At 39.4% G+C, this 22,179-nt stretch carries 14 protein-coding genes; 3 read left to right on the forward strand and 11 right to left on the reverse strand.

What is annotated here, in order from left to right:
- Nucleotides 1–117: 117 nt before the first annotated feature.
- The 9 genes from KMW37_RS03985 to KMW37_RS04025 all read right to left on the reverse strand — a co-directional run bounded on the left by KMW37_RS03985 (nucleotide 118) and on the right by KMW37_RS04025 (nucleotide 17,521).
- The gene (locus tag KMW37_RS03985; RefSeq protein ID WP_215223279.1) at nucleotides 118–2,943 is read right to left on the reverse strand and encodes a family 78 glycoside hydrolase catalytic domain; all 2,826 of its coding nucleotides are present in this window, start codon (nucleotides 2,941–2,943) and stop codon (nucleotides 118–120) included.
- Between the two features lie 269 nt (nucleotides 2,944–3,212).
- Nucleotides 3,213–4,091, reverse strand: coding sequence for a hypothetical protein (locus tag KMW37_RS03990; RefSeq protein ID WP_215223280.1), 879 nt, complete (start codon nucleotides 4,089–4,091; stop codon nucleotides 3,213–3,215).
- Nucleotides 4,092–4,247: 156 nt separating this feature from the next.
- Nucleotides 4,248–5,354: a Gfo/Idh/MocA family protein gene (locus KMW37_RS03995; protein ID WP_246581320.1), complete on the reverse strand. Its 1,107-nt coding sequence runs from the start codon at nucleotides 5,352–5,354 to the stop codon at nucleotides 4,248–4,250.
- Between the two features lie 132 nt (nucleotides 5,355–5,486).
- Nucleotides 5,487–6,104, reverse strand: a complete 618-nt coding sequence (locus KMW37_RS04000; protein WP_215223281.1) for an RNA polymerase sigma-70 factor — start codon at nucleotides 6,102–6,104, stop codon at nucleotides 5,487–5,489.
- Nucleotides 6,105–6,373: 269 nt separating this feature from the next.
- Nucleotides 6,374–8,041, reverse strand: a complete 1,668-nt coding sequence (locus KMW37_RS04005) for a SusD/RagB family nutrient-binding outer membrane lipoprotein (protein WP_215223282.1) — start codon at nucleotides 8,039–8,041, stop codon at nucleotides 6,374–6,376.
- A gap of 26 nt (nucleotides 8,042–8,067) precedes the next feature.
- On the reverse strand, nucleotides 8,068–11,784 hold the full coding sequence (locus tag KMW37_RS04010) for a SusC/RagA family TonB-linked outer membrane protein (protein WP_215223283.1): 3,717 nt from the start codon (nucleotides 11,782–11,784) through the stop codon (nucleotides 8,068–8,070).
- A gap of 151 nt (nucleotides 11,785–11,935) precedes the next feature.
- Nucleotides 11,936–12,961: a FecR family protein gene (locus tag KMW37_RS04015; protein ID WP_215223284.1), complete on the reverse strand. Its 1,026-nt coding sequence runs from the start codon at nucleotides 12,959–12,961 to the stop codon at nucleotides 11,936–11,938.
- Between the two features lie 140 nt (nucleotides 12,962–13,101).
- Nucleotides 13,102–15,159 (reverse strand): FUSC family membrane protein, encoded by a 2,058-nt coding sequence (locus KMW37_RS04020; RefSeq protein ID WP_215223285.1) that lies wholly within the window; start codon nucleotides 15,157–15,159, stop codon nucleotides 13,102–13,104.
- A 217-nt stretch (nucleotides 15,160–15,376) separates the two neighbouring features.
- On the reverse strand, nucleotides 15,377–17,521 hold the full coding sequence (locus KMW37_RS04025; RefSeq protein WP_215223286.1) for an FUSC family membrane protein: 2,145 nt from the start codon (nucleotides 17,519–17,521) through the stop codon (nucleotides 15,377–15,379).
- A 125-nt stretch (nucleotides 17,522–17,646) separates the two neighbouring features.
- On the opposite strand from KMW37_RS04025, the gene KMW37_RS04030 reads away from it, so the two are divergent.
- From KMW37_RS04030 to KMW37_RS04040, 3 genes are all read left to right on the forward strand, one after another.
- Nucleotides 17,647–18,054 (forward strand): hypothetical protein, encoded by a 408-nt coding sequence (locus KMW37_RS04030; RefSeq protein ID WP_215223287.1) that lies wholly within the window; start codon nucleotides 17,647–17,649, stop codon nucleotides 18,052–18,054.
- 120 nt (nucleotides 18,055–18,174) lie between these two features.
- Nucleotides 18,175–18,438, forward strand: coding sequence for a hypothetical protein (locus tag KMW37_RS04035; protein ID WP_215223288.1), 264 nt, complete (start codon nucleotides 18,175–18,177; stop codon nucleotides 18,436–18,438).
- Nucleotides 18,439–19,263, forward strand: a complete 825-nt coding sequence (locus KMW37_RS04040; protein ID WP_215223289.1) for a Cof-type HAD-IIB family hydrolase — start codon at nucleotides 18,439–18,441, stop codon at nucleotides 19,261–19,263.
- A 104-nt stretch (nucleotides 19,264–19,367) separates the two neighbouring features.
- On the opposite strand, the gene KMW37_RS04045 is transcribed toward KMW37_RS04040, so the two are convergent.
- On the reverse strand, nucleotides 19,368–20,633 hold the full coding sequence (locus KMW37_RS04045; RefSeq protein ID WP_215223290.1) for a PepSY-associated TM helix domain-containing protein: 1,266 nt from the start codon (nucleotides 20,631–20,633) through the stop codon (nucleotides 19,368–19,370).
- A 195-nt stretch (nucleotides 20,634–20,828) separates the two neighbouring features.
- Complete coding sequence (locus KMW37_RS04050; RefSeq protein ID WP_215223291.1) at nucleotides 20,829–22,160, reverse strand: hypothetical protein; 1,332 nt, start codon at nucleotides 22,158–22,160, stop codon at nucleotides 20,829–20,831.
- Between the last annotated feature and the right edge of the window lie 19 nt (nucleotides 22,161–22,179).

The following is a 22,179-nucleotide window of genomic DNA, read 5'->3' on the forward strand; positions in this document are numbered from 1 at the left end:
ACCTGTCTAATCCAGAAATTGAGCAATAAGACTTGTAAACTATGCCATCCTCTGCTAGGAATAGTAAACCTGTCCATCATCAGGTAGAATCAAGAACAATAGCGTCTTCTTAAAAGGTCAATTACCCTGAGAATAATCAAGCTCAAAATCATATTTACCTGAAAGTATATCAATCATAAGACGATCCCCTTCTCTTTCTACAGCTATAATTCCATCCACACCAGCTTTATATCTACCGTTTTCCCATACTACTGAATCCCCCTCTTTAAGCTTATAGATCTTGTTCCCTAAAACCGGAATAGCCACTTTACCACGTGTATTGGCGGGTAATTCAACCATATAGGCAAAAGATCGTGTCGTCTTTTCCCAATGAGAAACTATCTTTCCAGAAACTGTTTCCAAAGATGCATTCACAAAATTCAATCCCTTTGGAACAGATGGGGCAAGATATATTTGCTTATAACCTTTTGAAGTTCCTTCCTCAAGGGGTGACCTGATCCCTGCCAAGTATTTGTAGAAATACTCTACTACGGAACCAAACATTTGATGATTATGTGAATTATCTCCATTGAATTTTTCCAAAAGAGTAGTGGAATTATTATCCAACCAATAACCGAAACTTGGATAAGTTCGCTGAGTGGCCACCTCATAAGCCAGACCAGTTTGATTGCCATTTTCCAAAACAGGCCATAAATATTTGGTTCCTATAATCCCAGTATTCAAATGTTTTTCACGTGCTAAAACATCATCCACTACTGTCTTTAGCACTTTTTCCTCCATATTTTCTGGTACTAAATCTCCTGCCAAAGCTAATAACTGATAAGTCTGATACGTGGAATCTGTACCATATAGAAAGGTATTAGGATTAAAAAACTTCTTATTGAATTCCATTTTAATGGTATCACTTAATGAACTGAAATATCTGGCATCTTCCCTCTCCCCTAGGACAGCCGCAATTTCAGCCATCAGTTTTGCATTATAGAAAAAATAAAAAGTATTCACCACTGGGTGGTTTGGGCCATCACTCATCCCTGGAGAACACCATTCTCCCAATGAATACCAATAGCTCATGAAATCATTGATGATATATTCTTCTTCCGGCACCTTATCAGTTTTAGCCAGATTGACCAAATACTGCAGGTACTTCTTCATATTGGGATAGTGCTCCTTCAATATCCTTATATCGTCATAGTAATGGTTCATCCAATAAGGAATCAGGATATAGGCACTTCCCCAGGCAACTCCTCCTCCCATACCTCCGATCAATGTAGGTGAAGTATTGGGAATCCTTCCATTTTCTTCTTGTGAATCCCTCATATCATCCAACCACTTATAATAAAATGGAGCCATATTAAAATCATGCATGGATGTTTCTGCTATCACTTGTCCATCTCCATTATAAGCACCTTTTTCCCGATGAGGACAGTCTGTGGGATAACCAACAGTATTCCCTTTTTGGGACCAGATACCGGCTTTATGAATCTGATTTAAAAGTGCATTTGAAGAATTAAAAGTACTGTTTCGTTCCAAGGCAGTCCTTACTACGCGCCCTTTCACTTCTAATCCCTCTAGATCAAGACCATCTGAAGTGGCCACCTCTATATATCTAAAACCAGAATAGAAAAAATGTGGCTCATAAACCTCTTCTTCACCACCCTTCAAGGTATAATCAGTCCAAGTTTTTGAATGATAATCAAACTTTTCACTTAAGCGATCACCATTCTCTAAAGGCTTGGGAAATTGTACATCATTCAAGGTTTCAGAACCTCTCACCCTAATGGATTGCCCCGCTTTACCCTTTACCTTAATCTGCCACCAGCCTGCAATATTCTGACCTAAATCAAACAAATAAATTCCTTTCCCAGGACGTATTGAATTAATGGGACTTATTGTCTTGGTGACCTTGATAGCAGGCAAAGTCTGGGACACTAACTTCCCTCCGGGCACTAAGGCCTCTTGTGCGCTGAACCAATTTCCTTTTTCTTTCATTCCTGAAGAGAACCATCCTTCCACCTCCTTATTGGCATCATAATCTTCACCTCCATAAATATTATTAAAGGTGATAGGCCCTTGGGTATATTTCCAGGATTCATCCGTAATGATCACTTCCCGACTACCATCCACATATTCCAAATGCAACTGCAGGATAAAGGATGGATTTCCCATTGCCTCTCCACCGCTTCCCCAGCTATATCGCCCTTCTGTCTTCCGCATATTATATGCTCCATTCCCAAGCATCACACCCAAAACATTCTCCCCTTTTTTCAAATCACCACCAACATCGAAAGTAGAATAAAGGATCCTTTTTCTATAATCAGTAACAGCAGGATCCAGTACATGATCTCCTACTTTTTCCCCGTTCAGATAAAGCTCATAAAAACCGCATGCCGTAACAAAAACATGGGCACGCCTTACCCTTTGATCAAGTTTAAAAGGCTTTCGAAAAACAGGACTGGCATCTTCAATTTTCTCCCTGGTACTAATCCATTTTCCAACCCAATCTTCCTTATGTAAAAGTGCTGTATGAAAGGATGCAGGATCACTCCAATATTCTTCACCTTCCTTTGTCCTTATCCCGACACGCCAATAATAAGTGGCATTGCTATTAAATTCCCCACCTCCATAATCAATATTCACACTTCTTTCAGATAGGACTTGGCCAGAATCCCAAACCTTCCCGCTCTTACTCTTAACATTTTGCAATTGCTCATCTACAATTACCCTATAGCTTTCCTGGTACACTGCCCGCTCATTGGAAGTCAAAATCCAAGAAAAACTAGGTGTTGGATTATCCAGCCCTATAGGATTGACCAAATAATCACAGTTTAGCTCCTCCACACTTACTTGCCTGGCTTCACCAACCTTAAAGACAAGGAATCCGAATAAAAACAAAAAGTATCTCAAATAGCTTGTATTCAAGGTAAAAGCAACCTTCCCCATCATTGACATATAAAATTTATAGTTCCGAACTTAAACTCATTCCTTTGGCTATCTTAGAAAATCAACTGGTAGCCTTTTCCCTAAGCCCCATATTGACAGCAAAAAAATCATTATCAAACTACTCAAAGGAATAGCAGTATTACAGGATATATCCACCATACATAAAACAAAAGGCCATTTAGAATGCATAGAAAAAAATCCTACCAGCCATTTCTCCTTCTCCCCATTTAATGAATAAACTTGCTAGCCAATTTAAACAATACCATCTCCAACTACTCTTCCCCTTCTTCATAGCCTGTTTTATTTTTTAGAAATTTTCGAATGATATAAATCAGAAAACCCAAAACCAAAGCCACCAAAGCGCCCCAAAACGAAAAGAACTTATCCCAAAAGATCTCACCCAACTTATTAATCCTATTTTTCCAACGATAATCCTTATCCACTTCTACAGTTACACTAAGGTGCTCAGTGGTTTTCGGAACAGGTGTTCCTTCACAGTTTGGATTATCAAATAGTTGTATTTCTGCGCTTACTTCAAAGGTTCCTTCCTCAATCGCCTTCAATGTAAACTGCACTTTAGACCCACTAGGATCAATCTTTATACAACCTGTTTCGCTGGGTACTATCTCAAAATCCGGTGCAATGGGCTTCACTTTCGCATATTGTCCTATCCTAGCAGGAAATACTTCCGCATCTACTACAGCCTCTGCATCCGCAACATATGCTGTACTTTCATCACCAATCCAAACTATCAAACTAGCATTTTGATGCAGTTTTATTCTTTTGTCCACCTCCAACACTGCCTTATAATCTTCCAAAGGCATATGAGGACTTGTTATAGCTGTATCCCATTCTGCGTCAATGACCGGAGCGGGAATTTCAGGAAATTCAATACTTTCTGTGATAGGACCTCCTACTTCCGGGTCAATAGCAAGATCCACATCCCCGCCAACAGCTTTTTCTCCGGTAGGGACAGTTGGATTAGTTTCATCCACTTTCTCCTCCGGAACTTCTTCTACTGCCTCCGCATTTTCCTCTACCGGCTCAGAAGATTCTCCACAGCTTCCCAAGAGAAAAATCAAAATCAATAAATAGATAATTCTATTACTTGGAAACTGGGGGGACGAAGTAATTTGAGTTAAGCAATCCATAACAGAAAATTTAAAACTAAAAATATAATTTGGATATATCTTAGTTAACTTAACCATTATTCCTTTAAAAAATAAATGTAAGGGAATTAATCAAATTAAAATTGAATAAAGAATCAGCGTCACCGGACAGAAATTAGCCCCTAAATCAAAACATATTTATTTCAACATAACCGCTCGTCCCGTGGCTGCAGATTGCTTGGCTGCCTCCAAAATCTCCACTACCATCAGGTTATTCTCCAGACTATACAAACTGTAAGGAGCTAGCTCTACTTTCCCCTTGATCACATTTTCAAAATAAATAAAGGGGTTACTGACCAACCCCAGTTCTTCAGCCTTCACCTCTGAAACTTCTTCTTTCTGTCCTACAAACCTCCAACGCATATTTTCATTATCCTTTGTAATCACATATCCCGATTGTCCATAAACCTCCATATCCTTCCTATTGAAAGGCCAGTTCCAAGAAGCCTGTATAATCCCTTGTGCATCCTTAAAATCTACAATTATAGTGGCCTCATCATCTACCTTATCATAAATTTCTGGCTTATAGTTTTTGGTGACTGCCCTTACAGATAGAGGCTTCTCTCCATGCTTCAAATAGGTCATGATATTGGCTCCATAACAACCAAAATCTACTAAGGCACCACCTCCATTCAATTTTGGATCGGTAAGCCAAGTTAGAAATTCTGGCCCTACACCGATTTCCTTAGGCCCTTGGTGTCCATGGTGAAAGACCATTTTCCTAATCTCGCCCAAATCACCTTTATCTTCTTCAAAAAGTCTATAAGTCTTTTCAGTACTCGGGTACCAAGAAGTCTCATAATTGGTCAATAAGTGAATATTATTTTCCCTGGCCAAGGCAGCCATTCTTTTCGCATCTTTCGGATTTGTGGCCAAGGGCTTTTCCACCATTACATGGATACCTCTAGGAGCTGCTGCCTCAACAGCTTCCAGATGATAAAAAATAGGACCAAAAACCAATATCCCATCTGGCTTACTTTCCGACAGCATCTTATCCAGATCGCTGTAAATCAATGAAGCGTCCAAATCATAGCGTTCCTTGAAACGATTGGCCAATGCGGCATCAGGCTCATAAACTCCTACCAACTCCATATCATCTTGCTTTCCCCATTCAAAAAACCACGGGCTATGGCCATGGGAAAGCCCCACCATAGCAAACTTTGTTTTTTCTTGTGCCAATAGACAATTAGGCAATAAAATCGCCATTGATAAAAATAACGCGATTAAAGTGGCATTCAATTTCATAGGTATTTAGGTTAGTAGTTACTTTGCTTAATTTCCTTCTTTCAAAGTTCACTTGAAAGAAAGGTCGATACTTTAGGAGTATTTTGATGACAAATGGTAATAAGTCATTTTAAAAAATGAACTCCCCAAAAACTATAATATCAGCAAAAGAACTAATATGATAGCCCCACCACCGGCAATTTTAGTGATCTTGTTTTCTTTATGATCTGACAGATAATCATCAAAAAAGGGTTTCAGCTTTCTATGGGCCCGGGCCATTTGCTTTTCTATGGCCTTTTCAGACACCTCCAAAATCTCTGCCACTTCTCTGTATTTCAAACCATCCTCCCGTACTAGCTTGAATACGATTTTACATTGGGATGGCAATGTGTCTACCGCCCTGTCCAAACGCTCATATAACTCATTAAGGGAATAACTGGACTCCGGATGAAAATGATCCACTGATTTATCCAAAACATTTAGGTTGTCTAAATTCATAAAAACAGGTGCCTTGGATTTCTTTTGAATGGCACTAAGTGATTTGTTTTTAACAGCTTTGTATAAATAGGCTTCAATATTTTCAATTTCACCAAGGTCTTTTCTCCTTTCCCACAGATTAATAAAAACATCAGAAACTACCTCCTCCGCCATCTCATTACTTTTTAGATAATAAAGTGAAAAAGTAAAAAGCCTGTCAAAATACTTTTCAAAAAAACTCCTGAAGGTCGTCAAACCTCCACATTCTAAAAGTTGACGGGACTGCTTTTTCATATAAATTTAAATCAGGGAAACACCATACATAATACTATAATTTCACTCAATTTCAAAAGGATAACTACCTAAAAAATCACCACCCAAAACCTTTTTAACAACATGGGAAATATAATACATAACAATGTCAATATACTATTATCGTTAAATCCAAATCCTTTTAAATATCAATGGATAAACAAAAAAAATTCCCTTGGATTATATTATGTATAATCCAAGGGAATTAATATACAACTGCCTCGACACTATGCGGTCTTGGTCAACCTTGATTATTGCCCCATTCCAAATGCAGGAGCATTTCTATCATACCAAATTTTCTCATTATTCAAATCAGCCACATCCTGACTAAGCGGAGTAAAACCTTGCTCATCCATAGCCGCTTGCCAATTAGCCCTATTTACCTCTCCTGGATCACCCAACCAAAATCTTCTTGGTACTATTTCGTTGAATTCCTCTCTGGCATAATAATCAGAGTCAAGTCTAGGATAACCCGTTCTTCTACAAAACACAAAACCTTCGTTAGGCTGCCTTAGAAAATTCAGGTATTGCTGAACATAAATCTTTTCAAGATCATTGGTCCCATCCAACATCACCTCTGGTCTCGCAAGAAAAGCAGCTATCTCAGCTAAACCATCACCTTCAAAGGCTGTCGTTGACAAGGCACTTACAGCAATATCATTCATCGTTTGGATGGAAGCCCTAACACCTTGGTTATACCATTCCTCAGCAGTTCCTACACCATTACCATAGCCCTTTGCAATTAACTCAGCTATATAAAAACAAGTCTCTGCATGGGAAACAACTACATCTTTCCAAATTCCATTACTGTTGTCCACCTTAGGGGAAAAGAATTTTTGATTTGCAACCGACATAAGGAAAAAGCGCTCACTGCCCACTACCAAAGGATTGCTGAAGTAATTGGCGATCTCCGGCGCCACTGTCCAATCTGCAGGACCACCTTGGAACTGGATCAAAGGATCATTAGGATCAATAAAATCTGGTAAATCCACATTATTTTCTTCCAGAACATCTTCATAATCTCCCACAAGGTCATTTGGAGAGAAATAAATTGGCAACCTTGGATCATTGGTCTTCTTCAAGAAATCAATGATTGACATTGTCCCAAACCGGGTGCTTCTGTACAAGATATCACCACCCCTACCAAAAGGAGAATAATTGTCATGGGTAAACACCATTTGGTCATCATTGCTGTCTATTGGACCAATATTATGGCTCATCACCTCTTGAAATATCTCACCAGTCTTACTAGGATTTTGATTTTCCAATCTTACAGCTATTCTCAACTTTAAACTATTGGCCAGCTTCACCCATTTAACCCAATCACTCTGATAGTAAATATCTGCTGTACCATATGATTCCTGACTATCATTATTATTCGCACTAAGCGTATTGATAACCTCATCCAACTGAGTGAGCCAAGTATCAAAAAGCAATTCTTGATTGTCATACTTAGGATCAAATTTCACCTCATATCTACCTTTTCCGGCTTCAGTATAAGGTATTGAGCCATTCAAATCGGTAACTTTTATTCCATGAAGTACCTCAAGAGCATAAGTCACCATCTTCATGTTTTGGTAAGCTTCCGAATTGCTCTTCCCATCAATTTGATTCCTGATCTCAATCAAATTGGGCAAAATACTCGCATAAAACGCATTGTACCGCGTATTGACATTATTCGTCAATTCATATGGACTTGCAGATACATGCTGGGTATACCTCAACAGATGCTCCATATTTTCCCATACCCATTCTGTTCCCTGATAGGTCATCAGTCTGTCCTCTGAATAAGTCAACAAGTATTTAATATCAGGCTCTGAAACGATACTCGGATCTGTATTGATTTCAGCAAAGTCCTTTGTGCAACTGAATGAAGCAATTGCTAGGACAACGTATATATATTTTTTGAATAATTTCATAATACTAGATGTTTGAGTTGCCATGATTAAAATTGAAACCTTAACGTAGCCCCTACTGAGCGAGTCATCGGTAAGAAACCTTGTTCTCCCGAGAAAGCCGTATTATTGGAGTTATTGGACGCAGGATTAAAATTATAAGGCAGTGAATTATAGATATAGAATAAATCACGCCCAATCACGGAAAAATTCATCCCGCCGATACCTAGTTTATCTGTAAATGTTTTTGGGAAATTATAACCAAGGGAAACTTCTCTCAATGACACCCAAGTACTTTCAAAAATCCAGTAGTCAGACACACCTGTTGAGGAAGAACCATATCGATAAAAGAATTGTGGTGTATGGGTTGGTTCTACCAAACCTGCTTCATAAGCTTCTTCATAAGTCATACCTCCTACATCCGCTTGGCTACCATCAGGTTGAGTAACCATCTGTCCTTGGGCAAAAACACCGTGAGGAATCATTCCATCATCATAAGTTTCCCCATCATATTCACTTGTCCAGGTAATTCCTCCATATTCGGCATCTCGTCCAGGCAAAGTATTAGGCAATACCCCAGTATGCGTACCGTATCTATAAGAAAGCATCACAAAATCCCCTCCTACTTTAGCATCCACCAAGAATCCTAAGTTGAAGTTTTTATATTGGAAATTATTGCTCCAGCCAGATCTGAAGTCCGCATTGATATCTCCTACATCTTGAATTCTGTTGCTTCTTGCAGGGAATGCCGCACGTGCATCAGATCTCCATGCAAATTGTGGCAAACCATTGTTTGGATGATCAATTGGGTTTCCATTTTCATCCTTAGCTTGGAAAACTTCAGCCTGAATAGAAGACCTTAAGGTACCATAAGATTTGCCTACAACCGCCCATGTGCTCACTTCACCGATATTAGCACCTAGGTTATATTCCTCTCTGCCATCATACAGCTCCTTAATCAAGTTCCTGTTTCTAGAGAAAGTCAAGATAGATTCCCATTGGAAATTCTCTGTCCTTACCGGTGTTGCGGTCAAAGTAAGTTCAATACCTCGGTTCTGGATATTTCCGGCATTTACCAATATGGCGCTCACCCCTGATTCAACCGGGGAGGAAATTGGTAAGATCTGATTTTTGGTATTATCCTGATAGAAAGTGAAATCCACTCCTAACTTTTCTTTAAATAAGGAAAGCTCAATACCAATTTCCTTCGCGATTTTTCTTTCGGGTTTAATATTTGGCTGTAGTACCCTGCTATCACTGAAAGTAGAAGTTGGAATCTGGTTGCCATTGATGAAGGTAAAACCATTAAAAGAGAACCCAGGGTTTAAAGTAAATGGGCTGGTATCTTTACCCAGTGCAGCAATATTACCTCTCAATTTTGCGAAACTGATCCAAGAAGGCATGGCCACTGTTTCTGACAACACCCATGATGCACTGGCAGCAGGATAGTGGAAGAAATTATTTCCAGTACCATCCGAATAAGTCAAAGCCGATGACCAGTCACCTCTCCAGGAGAGGTACAGAAACAATTGATCCTTATACGCCTGATCAACACTTGCATAAACTGAATTAATGGTTCTTTTATAAGAAACTCCGCCCCTTGACAGTTGTGGTTCTACTGAATTCTCCAAGAAGAAATTTCCAGGATACAGTAATCCGCCTACGGTTTCAGCACTGTTGAAAGTAGTCTCTGTACGTTGTGATTCTGCCCCGATATAACCGCTGATATCATAGTTATCATTGATGATTTTATTCATCATCACCATTCCTTTCAGGAAGCTACTTTTCTTAGCAGTGTGGCTCAAACCATATTTCCCACCAGTAAAACCTACATTTTGGCCCAACTCTTTGGTTTCATTCTTGGTATAGTAATTATTCAAATTACCTTCTAACCTTACCTTCATCCAATCTGTAACCTTACCAGTCATGGCAATTCTACCTCTTACTGTTTGCTCATCCTGCAGATAATTATTGTTAAATAAGGAATACCAAAACCTTGATTCAGGAGCCTTGTTGGGCTCATCAGGATTGTTTGGATTGGGAGCTCCTCCAAGAACACTGGTGTATTTCTCTTCTCTCATCCAATATTCAGTATCATAATTTCTTGGAAGCATCCAGCTATATAGTTTACCAAAGTTATAAGAACCAAAAGCATCCAAACCACCTAATCTTGGCGGGTTCTTTCCTTCAAATGTGGTATAGTTAACGCTAGCGTCGACATCTATATAATCTGTCAATTCATGGGTAGCCCTGAAATCAAAGCCATTCTTCAAATAGTCATTGTTTTGAACAACACCTTCTCCCTGACTTCTGGTATAGGACAACCTAAAGGAAGATCTATCGGTTCCTCCATCCAAGGCCACGTTGGTATTTGAAGCCCAGCCATTTCTGAATGCATCCATGAAGTTATCTGGCTGAGGAAGATATTTTGTAGGTGTTCCATCGTAGTTGATAACTTCCTGTCCTTCCATTCTTGGGCCCCAGTTTTCCAGTTCCCTGTTGATCTGATGGTCAATATAAGGCTGTCCCGTTACTGGATCTGTTGGAAACACCTTCGTTCTCCAAGCCTCATCTGCTTGATAGTTTGGATCTCTCCGGTCAGTAAAGAAAGCCCCCACCGAGCCTCCACCAAACACATTTTGGAATTCTGGGCCAGAAAACGGCTGAAATATCTGGGCATTTTGGGAAACGGACACGCCAACTCCTTTTCTTTTGCTACCTTTTTTGGAGGTAATCAAGATCACACCATTGATGGCTCTTGAACCGTATAACGCAGCTGCTGCGGATCCCTTAAGCACTGACACACTCTCAAAATCCTCCATATTGAGGTTTTTCAAGGCATTACCAAAATCACGTCCAGTTCCACCAAATACATCATTGTCGATGATAACACCATCAATCACAAAAATAGGCTGGTTATTGCTGCTCAATGTGGAATTACCCCTGATCAAAATCTTGGAAGAACCAAAAGCCCCTCCACTTCCCTGATCAATTTGAACGCCAGCAACGCGACCTTGCAGTGCATTTACAGGGTTGACCTCAAAGGATTTGGCCAATTTATCCCCTTTTACCTCAGTCACAGAATATCCAAGGTCTCTTTTACTTTTTTCAATTCCCAAGGCTGTAACCACTACCTGCTCCAATAAAATATCAGAACTTAAAGTGACATTGATTTCAGTTTGATTGCCCACAACAATTTCCTGAGCCTTAAAGCCAGTGAAAGAGAAAATCAGTTTAGCACCCTCTGGCACCTCTAAACTGTAATATCCGTCAATGTCTGTTATAGTCCCTGTGGAAGTCCCTTCAATTGATACAGTAGCCCCGGGCAAGGGCTCTCCATTTTCATCTACCACCCTACCACGGATAGTCACTTCCATAAAGTCTTCTTCTACAGAAACCTCCTCCTTCGCGGCCTTTTGCACATTGATCACATGATTGATCCTTTTGAATGCAAGTTCAGAATTTTGAGAGAGGTATCTTAAGACCTCTCCTAAGGGCTCATTGCTGTACTTGATATCAAATCTTCTGTTTTTATTGAGGTCCTCTGGCTTAAATGCAAATATAAAGTCTGTCTGACTTTCAATCCGTTCAAATACTTCTCCAACATTGGCTTGCTTTAATTCCAATGATACAAATATCTCATCGATGCTCTTTTGAGAATATCCATTTTTCGCCAGCAAGAAGCTACAAAAGAAGGTTTGTAGCACTAACCCATATAGAGTATACCTTGCCATAAGCAAAACTTTGGGTAAAAGTTTATATTTCATATTTTTAGATGTTTTTAGTGAAAATTTCCAATTTCTAAAGACAATAGCTCTTTTGCCGAAGCCTCCTCGACCAAAATTTGGCTTAGGTAAAAGAGCTTAATTTTGTTAGCTGCTGTCGTTGTACACTGTAAAGTTTTTTTTTGAGCTTATATTATTTTTTATGCATCTTATTGATGTGAACGGTATCCCCTTGAATCTTATAATCAAACTGAAAGGTATAGGAGATACCATCCAGGACATTCTCTAAGCTTTGCTTGTCAAAGCCCCCTGTATACCTATCACCTATTTTGATTTTGCTATCCATCTTAAAGAATACTCCATACCAAGCAGAAAGCCGCTTGATCACCTCGGCAAAAGAGCTGTTCTTAAACCATATTTCACCATCCTTCCACCCCATAATCATATGTTCATCAAAGGATTGTTTTATCAAACCTTTATTATGCTTATCAAAAACAGCCATTTCTGAAGGAACCAGAACCAGTTTTTTGTTCTCAATAGCCTCATTCACTTCTACCTTGCCAGTCAATACAGCTACAGAAATGGTAGCTTCTTCAGGATTGGTCCTAACATTGAAAGATGTTCCTAAAACCTTGGTGGTCACTGCTTCGCTATGAATCAAAAATGGTCTAAGTGTATCCCTTTTTACATCAAAAAATGCCTCTCCCTCCAAATACACCTCTCTCTTGTCAGGTTCAAAATCCTTCGGTAACCTGAGTTTACTATTGGCATTTAACTTTACCATAGTACCATCGGGAAGCACTAAACTCAATTTCTGACCATTTGGCGTTACCTTTTCTATATAGCTAATGACGGCTTCATCCTCAAAAACCACCTCTTCTTCTTCCAAATACTTAAAAAGCACTACTGAAAGACCTATTAAGAGAGTAAGTGTCGCAGCTAATTTCAACATATTTCCAAATGACCAATTGAACATTTTTGACCTCTTCTCATCAAGTTCAATTTCTCCAATGGTTCCTACCACTTTTCCCCAAACATGCTCCTTTGTCTTGCGGTTAATTCCTTTCTTTCGCTGCCAAAACTCCTTATACAACTGGAATTTCTTCTCGTTACCAGGAGATTCGTTAAGCCAATTTTCAAAAACGTCAATCTCCTCCATGCTTGCTTCCCCAGCAAGCACTTTAAAAATTATCGCATCCATAGCATTATTAAAATCCATAAAAGAAATGGTTGTCTTAATATTAAAGACTACTATTTCTGATTCTACCCCCCTTCAATAATGAAAAAAAATTAAAATACGCAAGAAAAAACTACTCTATTAGAATTTCACAAAACTTTATTCCTTCGCAATCCAAACAATTATATTTCCCTACTCAACTTCTCAATATCCTTACAGGTCTTTTTAATCAAGTTCAATTGTTCTGTCAAGAGTTGGTCTTCAACACCTTCAGCTGGACCAAGCAATTCTTCAGTATTTTCCAATACAGTAAAGTCCACTTGAAATTCTGACTCGCCCAAATGTTCCATACTTCTCAACAAATAATTCCTGGCCCTTTTGACCAATACCGCCTGTTCTGAAGAAGTAAGCTCTAATTTATTCGCTATTAGGCTATGTGATAATGATGAAAAATAAGAAGATAAAGTATTATTGAGCACCACCAATTTGAGCATGACCTCATTGTTCTTTTGCTGACTTTTTGGTTCATCCAACATTCTTTGAAAAGCTGCTGAAAGTTTAGCTGTTTGCATAAACATCCGTTTTCTTGCAAGACGATAATCCAACTCGTTAAAGCCCTCTGGATGAACACTATTAATAATCTGTGACAAATAAGCCAAATCAGCCTTCAAACTGTCATTCAACAAGGACTTCATCCCCCCATATTCCCAAGTTGGCAAAAAGTATTTGATAAATAAAAAAGAGATACCTGATGCCAAAAATATATCCACAATTCTTTCTTTGGCAACCTGCAAATCATTGCCAGGATATAAAAAGCCAAAAACAATAAATATAAAAGGTGTCATGAACACCACACTCCAAAAATACCGAATCCGAATAAAGGCATTGGCCAGGATAATCAACACCACGAGTATAAGCATCCTCACGGTGTAATCCTCCACAAAATATAATATCAAAATACCTGAGACCCCTCCCACAAGTGTCCCCACTAGCTGGTTCAAGCTGCGTTTTTTAGTCAGACTGAAATTTGGCCGCATGATCAACAAAATCCCCAAAACCACCCAATAACTGTTCTTCCCCAACAAGGAAATCTGTGACATAAGAAAACCCACAAAAGCTGCTGCTGCTAACCTCAAGGCATATCGAAAAACAGGAGATTCAAGACTTAAATTGTCCCTGATCAGTTTCAAAGAAAAACTTTGCTTCCCTACAAACCTGGACAAGCTCTCTTCCCAGGTCTGGGGAATAAAGGTAAATTGCTCTTCATAAAAATAATTCTGGATATCTTCCACTCTCCTGCTAATTGCTCTAAGATTGGTAAAAATCCTGTTCAAGACCAATGTTTTGACACCTTGGTCACTTAGCGCATCTATTCCCCCTTTCAGTTCCTCCAATGCGGCCTGTCGAAGCTCATTCTTTTTAGGCTTTTCATTATTGATCAATGCATAACCTAATTGAGACAATTCATTGGCCACCATCCGGATAACATGTCCAAAATCCTCCAAGATCCCATAGCGTCCATAATCTTTCCTTAGTTGTTTATATTCATAATGGGAAGAAATCATTTGATCAAAAATATCAAGGATGTCCACAAATATCACTATTAACAACTGCTCAGGCTTAATGGACTCCTCCATCTTTACTCTTGATTTAAACAAAATCTCCCTAACCGTCTCCTGATGCTCAATCACTGAAACTTGCAATTTGGCCAACTGACTATTGTTATGCTCTAAATTTTCGCTTGGAAAATAATACCTTGACCTAACGGTTAAATACTTGGAAATTTGCAGGATACATTCTCCCAAAGCCTGCTGTGCAAGCCTAAAAGGCCTTACCTGTGAAATAAAGAGACTAAACAAAGTATACCACAATCCCCCTGATAAAATAAAAAATGCAAACTTAAGGCTGCTAGCCCCAGTGCTAATGGCCCCCATAGAAATGGCCATTACCAATAAACCAGCCAATCCAACCGCAGAGGCCCTGACACCATAAACCGTGATCATAGAAAACAAAAAACAAAACAAAGGTACTTGAACGGCCTGCAAATACACATTTGTATTCAGGGACACTGTCACTAAGGCGCTGATAAAAATGCTTACACAGCTGGCCAACATACCATTTCGCCTATAGGCCCTAGGTCCTGTAGCATCAGCCAAACTCACCATCAGGGCGCCTAATGCCACATAGACCCCCAACAAATAATCCCCCTTTAGGTAAAAGACCAAGAAAGGCAGCATCATGCCCAGTGCCACCCTTACACCATCTGTGAAATACTGGCCTAGAAATATACTTTTTAAGGTTCCTGCTTTCAGAATGATTTCAATTTATCCCCATAATAAATATCCAGATTTTTCATGGAAGCGCCCAAAAACAAAAGCTTATTTTTAAAACCCTCCAATCTTGCCTTGGCAAAACTGCAGTAATTCAAATCTAATGGACAAATAAAAGCATAAACTATCAATTAGCTAACTTCCTGCTTAACCGTTCGATATCTTTACAAGTCTTTTTGATCAAATTCAACTGTTCAGTCAACAACACATCTTCAGCTTCAGCCCTAGCAACAAGCAATCGATCTGAATGATCCAAAATCGAAAAATCAAGTTTAAACCCTTGCTCACCATAGTGCTCCAAACTTCTTAATAGGTAATTCCTAGCTCTTTTGATCAATACAACCTGATCGTGTGAGGACAAAGCCATGTCTGATCGAATCAAACTCGTGGAGAGGGTAGAAAAATAAGAAGATAAAATATGGTTAAGCACTACAAACTGGTGCAGGGACTCTTTGTTTTTCTGCTTGCTTTTAGGTTCATCCAGCATGCGCTGAAATGCTGCTGATAGATTGGCTGATTGTAGGTACATTCTTTTTCTGGCCAACCTATAGGCAAGTTCATCAAACATCTCATGATCCAATCGCTTAATCACTTGGGCGAGGTATTCTAAATCAGCTTTAACTGCTTCTTTTATCAAATGCCTGAAACCTCCATATTCCCAGCTTGGAAAGAAGAAATTACTGGCCAAATAGGCTAATCCGGAGCCTACAATAGTATCTATAATTCTCTCACGGGCGATAAGAATATTGGCATCTGGATACAAAAAACCATAAACAATAAAAATGAAAGGCGTCATAAAGACCACACTGAGCACATATTTGATCCTTAAAAAGGAATAAGCCAGCACCATCAATATTACTAAAATCACAAAACGGGCCGTATAATCGTGGACCAAATACAAAATCATAACACCAGAAACACCTCCTATCAAAGTACCTATTATTCTTTGGGCATTTCTCCTTTTGGTCAAACTAAAACCAGGCCTTAAAATCACCAAGATGGTCAATACCACCCAATAACTATGGTGGCCCAAAGACAGCTGAAGTGAAATCAAAAAACCAACCAAACAGGTCACCGACAGTCTCAATGCATGCCTGAAAACATTGGACTCAAAAGTGAGGTTATCCAGGATCAATTTGAAAGAGAAACTTTGGTGCCCTACAAACTTTGACAGGTTCTCCTCCCTAGTTTGGGAAATAAAGGTCAGTTCTTCTTTATAAAAATAATTAAAGATATCATCCACCCTTCTGCTAATCGACCTCAAGTTGGCCTGGATCTTACGCAGCATCAGGCATTTCACCCCCTGACTTTCCATGTCTTCGATTTGGTCCTTTAGTCTGGCAAGGATGACTGTTTTTGAAGACTTTTTTATGGGCTTTTCATTATTGATCAGGGCATAGCCCAAGTCCGACAACTGATCACTTATCAGCTGTATACCCAAGCCAATTTCCTTTAGCACACCATACTTACCATATATCTCCCTTAAACTTTTGTACTCATAATGGGAAGACATCATTTGCTCAAAAATATCCAAGGTATCCACAAAAATTACAATCAATAACTGCCCAGATTTAATGGAATCCCCTACCCTAATCCTAGTTTTATATAGCATCTGTCTCACGCTTTCCTGATGCTCATGCACATGAACCTGGGAACTGGCTAAATCCTGATAGTTTTTGGACACATCTACTTCAGTATTATAGAAATTGGCCTTTAGCTTTAGGTATTGCGCAATCTGTAAGACACATTCCCCCAAAGCCTGCTGGGCTACCCTATAAGGCCTGATCTGCATGATGGACAGGCTCAAAACCATATACCAAACACCTCCTGCCAGTACCAGCAGTGCATAAATCCAAAATGCCGCCTCCGTTTTTTGGGAATCTATAGAAATGGCCATCGCCAATAAAGCCCCTGATCCAACGGATGAGGCCCTAAGCCCATATACCGAAAACATGGCAAAAAAGAAGCACAAGACCAAGATCTCTATCCCCAATAAAAACACATTTACATTTAGGATTCCTGTAATCAAGGCGGCTAAAAAAACAAATCCGCAACTGGCCATCATGCCTGTCCTCCGGTGTTCCTCAGGTCCGGTACTGTCTGAAAGACTCACAAAAAAGGCCCCTAAAGAAATAGAAATACCAGTTTTAAAATCCCCCATCAGAGAAAAGACCAAAGCAGGGAGGAGTACCCCTAAGGTCATCTTTACACCATCTGCAAAGTACTGACCAAACAAAAAACTTTTTAATTCTATAGGTCTAAGAATTGCCATTCTTGAGTTTTAATTCCAAAATTTAAATATCTCCATTTCTGCGCTATTGACCTAATGCGAGGAATTATTTCAATAGTTTAAAAATACTGCTAATTTTACCCTATACCTTATTGTCCGTTTTTAAAATGAAAAAGAATAGCTTTTTAATATTATTTCTAGTATGCCTGCTTTCTGGCTGCAGTTGCAATCCCGAAAAGCTCTTTGAACTAATCGCCAATTCCAGCATGTTCAAGGGACAAGGCGAGGTGATGGCCATAGGACATTTCAATCGTATTGAGGCTAACTTCCAGAAAGACCTGAGCCAAGAACAAAGTAAAATTGAATTGAGACTTTTCAATGGACAGTTGCCGGAGCTCTACGAAAACGAAGCCAATATTGCTCGAAAGTGCGCAAAAACCTATGTAGAGGCTACAGAAAGCCAAGACTATAAGGAAATAGAAATCTTTATCATTAAAACTTCTGAAGATATTCCACCCCAAACCCTTTACCAAAGCAGCTATCTCTTTGAAGTTGCTAGCCTGATAGAAGAGTAAATCGAGGATTGGAGACAAAACACATCGTTCAGTTAGCAACTAATTTCCTAAAAAACACAAACTACCTTTATTTTATTGGGACTGGAAATCATATAATTAATTTTTGAAAAACTCATCAGGATGAATCAATACAATTTCAACCAAAGACCTCAAATCCCTGTTTCCACTGGAGACTGGATCATTACACTTATTATTTCGGGTATTCCATTTCTGGGTTTTATCATGCTTCTTGTATGGGCATTCGATAAAAGTACACCGATAAGCAAAGCCAATTATGCCAAAGCTGCCCTAATATTATGGGCAATCGGAATAGCTTTTGTAATTTTGCTGGTAGCCATTATTGGCTTTAGTACATTACCCTTCATATTCCCTCAATACAATTAGATGAATATTAAAGCCCTTTGCACCGATATAGACGGGACCTTCCTTAATAAAAACAGAGAAATCTCGGAAAGAACCATCTCAGCCATCAAACAACTTCCTGAAGATTTCCCAGTCATTTTGGCTTCTTCACGAATGCCAAGCGCTATGCGCCATTTACAGACAGACTTGGATAGGCTTCAAAACCCTATGATCTGTTATAATGGGGGCTATATCATTCATTTCGACGGAAAAGAAGAAAATTTCGAGCTATTGGACTCTGTAAAAATATCCTTGGATATTGTGGATCATATTAGCTCTTTGGCAAAGGGAACTGACATCCATATCAGCCTTTATCATGAAGATGAATGGTATGTGCCACAGGATGACTTTTGGACCCAAAGGGAAATCACTAGCACCAAGGTGAATCCTGTCATCAAATCTTGGGAAGAAGTAAAAGATCATTGGAGCAGTAGGCAAGCCGGTGCCCACAAGGTCATGTGCATGGGGCCTGCGGAACAAATTGAGGTTATCTTTAAAACCCTTGAAAATGAGAAAAATGAAGACCTACACCTTTACCGCTCCAAGGACACCTATATTGAAATTGCCCCAAAGGCTATTTCAAAGGCGAGTGCTTTAGAGCTTTTACTTAGTAAAAAATATAATATTAAAATATCTGAAGTAATGGCTTTCGGCGATAACTATAATGATATAGAAATGCTAAAAGCTGTTGGCCATGGTGTTGCCGTCGGCAATGCCAGAGATGAAGTCAAAGCGGTGGCCAATGAAATCACAGCCAAGAACATAGATGATGGAGTGGCCATGATGATTGAAAAATATTGTCTATAAATCTTCCAAATATACCAAAACACCAACTACCTTATTAAATAGTAATTGGTGTTTTGGTATTTGTCTATTGTCTTGATACTATGCGATAATTTCACACGTATCATCTAGGACGCTATACTTACCTCTCGCTTTTCAACCCTCTTTTTCCTAGCAGGTTTTTTCTTCATCTTATTGATCCAGATCAATGTTCCAGTAATTGGCAAACTTGTAGCAATCAAACAAGAAATAAAATAAAGCAATTTGGTAAATCCTCCATATACTGATCCGATATGCAGGGCCTTAATGGACCTGGCCACCCTTTGGTTAAATGGTTGGTCTGCAAAAATCTTCAAATCACTGATCTCTGCTGTTTCAATGTCCAAGCTAATATTGTCTCCTGCTGCAGGAGCAAAAAAGCCCACCTTACTTTTTGAAATATCTATCTTATGATCTGCATCCTGGGGAATACTGATTCTATATTCTCCTTCATAAGGGAGGTTTTCATCCACCACTTTGAGATATTCCTCAAATGCTAAAAAAGAAGGTGTTTCAGCTTGTTTTTCTTTAACCTTATCTCCTTTGCTGGCTTGTGGTGGACCTCCATGTCCTCCTCTCGATCCTGGGGTTTGATAAGTTCCCAAAGTTTTTTGCAGGGCTGTTCGGTACCATGGGAAGGACCATTGTGGTCCCGTCAAGCCCATGATCAATAAAAACAAAAAAGAATAGAATGCCAAGGTATTATGCAAATCGTGATTGGCACGCTTCCAGCTACCATTCAGCTTCAACTTTAAACCCTGTTTCCAGCTTTTTAATTTCTGGGGAAACCAAATTACTATTCCTGTAAGCAAACCAATCGTAAACAATATAGTGGCTGTCCCTGAAATATAACTTCCCAGTTTTCTGTTTTCCAGACCTTCGAAAATTGGCTCTTCTATTTTATCCAATAATAACCATCTGTGCAGACTGAACATATCTCTCATAAATCCAGCCACGGCATTTTTCTCTTCCGAGCTCCCTACTATCTCCCCACTATAGGGATTCAAATAATAAGTTGTCCCAAAACGGCTGCGGCTACCTTCTTCTTTAACTGAAAACTCGTAAGTCCTCTCTTCTGCATGGGGAATGGAAACGGCTGTAATATTCCCCTCCACTTCATTTGACAAATGTTGGATAAGGTCTTCCAAATCCATTTTGCTCTGCCCCTCCTCCTTCTCAATCCAGTGCAAATGGGAACTGAACATTTCCTGCAATTCAGTATTATAAACATAAATGGTTCCGGATAAACAAATAGGGATAAGTACCAAAGCACCTGCCAGGCCTACCCAAAGGTGAATATCATTAAAAAACTTCCTGACCTTTTGCCAATTGGTCTTTTTCTTTTTAGTCTTCATCTTCTTCAATTTTATAATCGTTAGAGACTGGATTAGAATAATATAACCGGCACTTCCCAAAGGTTCTATTTGCGAAATCAAATAGACTTAATTACAGAAATAAGTCTGCCATTTTCACAATACCTTTTAATCCATAAGGCCCCTGTACCAACAAGTAGCTGATACAGGGGCAATATCAGTGCGTCAAGCTAATTTCTAGAACACCCCTATAAAGTGGTTTCCTGGTTTATTGACAAGTTTCGCGCCTACAGATACTTCTCCAGACTGACTGTGAAGCACATATATATTTCCATCTTTACCCAAAGGTGCCACTGCTACCAAAAGGTCATTTCCACTAACAAGGAACCCTTGGTATTGGTTGAACCTTACATCAGGATCATTTGGAATACCCTCTACCAATGTGGCGGATTGTTGGTTGAGATCAATTCGAACAAGATATCCCTGATTGTCTTCACCATAACGGATTACGGCATAACCGATTCCATTATTCACGTATTTCCAAGCATCCACATAAACATCTGTCAGACCAAGGGCCTCATCAAGACTGATGGAGAAATTATTATCATATTCGTTATCAGGAGTAATCCTTAGGATATGAGAACCGTTGGTATCCCTATTAGTAGCTTGATAAATATATCCGTCTTCAGCAAGATGATTCACATTACTTCTATATCCAGAACAGTCACCATTTGCTTGGTTAGAAGTAATGATTCTTGGATTTTCCAAGGATGGGTAATCTACCACTACAGTCTTCGTACCTAATCTCTCCCAGTCGCCTTCCCTTTCTCCTGTAGCAGGATCATATTTACGCATCCAGGTACCGATCAACAATTTATCACCAGCTTGGTTGAGCACAGGGGCATCCAGTCTAAAAATACAGTGGCCAGCCAACTCTTCCTCAGCTGTCAATGGCAACTCATAATCCTTATAATCCTCTATAAGGTTTTCCTGTAGGTTCAGGTCCAATACAGTAGCTGTTCCTCTATAGTATTGAAATGGTTCAGTTTCATCTGTTGCGTTATTTGCAGCAATATTGGCCACATTTACGGCAATACCATTTTTGTCTCCATTGTACAATTTGCTCCATCTTGGAGCAGTTCCTGCATATTGGGAAATATTTACCGGTACATCTTCCTCTATATAGCTGCTACCTCCGCCAACTTTAAATCTGGCATATTCACCACCATTTTCTCCGCCATAAGCAATATTGAACATGGTACTTCCATCTTCAGACACCTGTAATCTCGCCGTACGATTGGATTTTACTGGGGTACCATTATCAAATACATCAATTTCCTTTTCAGGATTGACCGCATCCTCATAGCTTACCGCAAAAATCTTGGTCCCACCATTGCCATCACCAGGGTTATCTCCCATAACTGCTCCTGCGATAGTTACCCAGCGATCTGCCTCTAATCCAGTATCTGGAGTTATATCGTCCTCATTATTACAGCTAGCCATGGACACTACTGTCGCCGCAAGCCCCAATTGAAGAATTCTTGATCTTAAACTGCTATAATTAAACATTTTATCGTTATATAATTGG

It is taken from the genome of Echinicola shivajiensis, assembly GCF_018642165.1.
In the GTDB taxonomy this organism is placed as follows: Bacteria; Bacteroidota; Bacteroidia; order Cytophagales; family Cyclobacteriaceae; genus Echinicola; species Echinicola shivajiensis.

Excerpts from the sequence above, each read along its gene's own strand:
- KMW37_RS03985 (WP_215223279.1), bottom strand. The coding sequence starts at position 2,943 with ATGATGGGGAAGGTTGCTTTTACCTTGAATACAAGCTATTTGAGATAC.
- KMW37_RS03990 (WP_215223280.1), bottom strand. The coding sequence starts at position 4,091 with ATGGATTGCTTAACTCAAATTACTTCGTCCCCCCAGTTTCCAAGTAAT.
- KMW37_RS03995 (WP_246581320.1), bottom strand. The coding sequence starts at position 5,354 with ATGAAATTGAATGCCACTTTAATCGCGTTATTTTTATCAATGGCGATT.
- KMW37_RS04000 (WP_215223281.1), bottom strand. The coding sequence starts at position 6,104 with ATGAAAAAGCAGTCCCGTCAACTTTTAGAATGTGGAGGTTTGACGACC.
- KMW37_RS04005 (WP_215223282.1), bottom strand. The coding sequence starts at position 8,041 with ATGAAATTATTCAAAAAATATATATACGTTGTCCTAGCAATTGCTTCA.
- KMW37_RS04010 (WP_215223283.1), bottom strand. The coding sequence starts at position 11,784 with ATGAAATATAAACTTTTACCCAAAGTTTTGCTTATGGCAAGGTATACT.
- KMW37_RS04015 (WP_215223284.1), bottom strand. The coding sequence starts at position 12,961 with ATGGATTTTAATAATGCTATGGATGCGATAATTTTTAAAGTGCTTGCT.
- KMW37_RS04020 (WP_215223285.1), bottom strand. The coding sequence starts at position 15,159 with ATGATGCTGCCTTTCTTGGTCTTTTACCTAAAGGGGGATTATTTGTTG.
- KMW37_RS04025 (WP_215223286.1), bottom strand. The coding sequence starts at position 17,521 with ATGGCAATTCTTAGACCTATAGAATTAAAAAGTTTTTTGTTTGGTCAG.
- KMW37_RS04030 (WP_215223287.1), top strand. The coding sequence starts at position 17,647 with ATGAAAAAGAATAGCTTTTTAATATTATTTCTAGTATGCCTGCTTTCT.
- KMW37_RS04035 (WP_215223288.1), top strand. The coding sequence starts at position 18,175 with ATGAATCAATACAATTTCAACCAAAGACCTCAAATCCCTGTTTCCACT.
- KMW37_RS04040 (WP_215223289.1), top strand. The coding sequence starts at position 18,439 with ATGAATATTAAAGCCCTTTGCACCGATATAGACGGGACCTTCCTTAAT.
- KMW37_RS04045 (WP_215223290.1), bottom strand. The coding sequence starts at position 20,633 with ATGAAGACTAAAAAGAAAAAGACCAATTGGCAAAAGGTCAGGAAGTTT.
- KMW37_RS04050 (WP_215223291.1), bottom strand. The coding sequence starts at position 22,160 with ATGTTTAATTATAGCAGTTTAAGATCAAGAATTCTTCAATTGGGGCTT.